Raw genomic sequence first — 1,431 nt, 5'->3', positions numbered from 1 at the left:
ACGAGCTTAGACTCGTGGCATATAGCTCCGTAACACGTGGCCAAGCTACCCTTCGGAGACGCATACCCTCGGGAAACTGAGGCTAATTCGTCATCCGACTCCCCGGCTGGAATGCGGGGAGTCGCAAACGCTCCGGCGCCGAAGGATGCGGCTGCGGCCGATTAGGTAGACGGTGGGGTAACGGCCCACCGTGCCGATAATCGGTACGGGTTGTGAGAGCAAGAACCCGGAGACGGAATCTGAGACAAGATTCCGGGCCCTACGGGGCGCAGCAGGCGCGAAACCTTTACACTGCACGCCAGTGCGATAAGGGGACCCCGAGTGCGCAGGCATAGTGCCTGTGCTTTTGGTGACCGTAGGGAGGTCACCGAATAAGAGCTGGGCAAGACCGGTGCCAGCCGCCGCGGTAATACCGGCAGCTCGAGTGATGGCCGATCTTATTGGGCCTAAAGCGTTCGTAGCCGGCCTGTCAAGTCCGTCGGGAAATCCACGCGCTCAACGCGTGGGCGTCCGGCGGAACCTGGCAGGCTTGGGACCGGAAGGCGCGACGGGTACGTCCAGGGTAGGAGTGAAATCCCGTAATCCTGGACGGACCGCCGATGGGGAAACCACGTCGCGAGGACGGATCCGACGGTGAGGGACGAAAGCTAGGGTCTCGAACCGGATTAGATACCCGGGTAGTCCTAGCCGTAAACGATGCCTGTTAGGTGTGGCCCCCGCTACGAGCGGGTGCTGTGCCGTAGGGAAGCCGCTAAACAGGCCGCCTGGGAAGTACGTCCGCAAGGATGAAACTTAAAGGAATTGGCGGGGGAGCACTACAACCGGAGGAGCCTGCGGTTTAATTGGACTCAACGCCGGACATCTCACCAGCATCGACTGTAGTAATGACGGTCAGGTTGATGACCTCGCCACGAGCTACAGAGAGGAGGTGCATGGCCGCCGTCAGCTCGTACCGTGAGGCGTCCTGTTAAGTCAGGCAACGAGCGAGACCCGCATCCGTACTTGCCAGCAGCACTCACCGTGGCTGGGGACAGTACGGAGACCGCCGTGGCCAACACGGAGGAAGGAACGGGCAACGGTAGGTCAGTATGCCCCGAATGTGCTGGGCAACACGCGGGCTACAATGGTCAGGACAATGGGTTCCAACTCCGAAAGGAGACGGTAATCTCACAAACCTGGTCGTAGTTCGGATTGTGGGCTGCAACTCGCCCACATGAAGCTGGATTCGGTAGTAATCGCGTGTCAGCAGCGCGCGGTGAATACGTCCCTGCTCCTTGCACACACCGCCCGTCAAAGCACCCGAGTGAGGTCCGGATGAGGCTCCCGAGAGGGAGTCGAATCTGGGCTTCGCAAGGGGGCTTAAGTCGTAACAAGGTAGCCGTAGGGGAATCTGCGGCTGGATCACCTCCTACAGACCGAGACTCGTAGACG

General features: G+C 60.4%; 1 rRNA gene. It reads left to right on the top strand.

From position 1 onward, the window contains the following. Positions 1–1,410, top strand: a 16S ribosomal RNA gene (locus ACFQE9_RS15165); the annotation flags it as partial. Positions 1,411–1,431: the final 21 nt, after the last annotated feature.

It is taken from the genome of Halopenitus salinus (genome assembly GCF_042662125.1).
GTDB classification, from domain to species: domain Archaea; phylum Halobacteriota; class Halobacteria; order Halobacteriales; family Haloferacaceae; genus Halopenitus; species Halopenitus salinus.
Note: the sequence above shows the minus strand (reverse complement) of the source record. Positions and strands in the feature narration are given on the sequence as shown.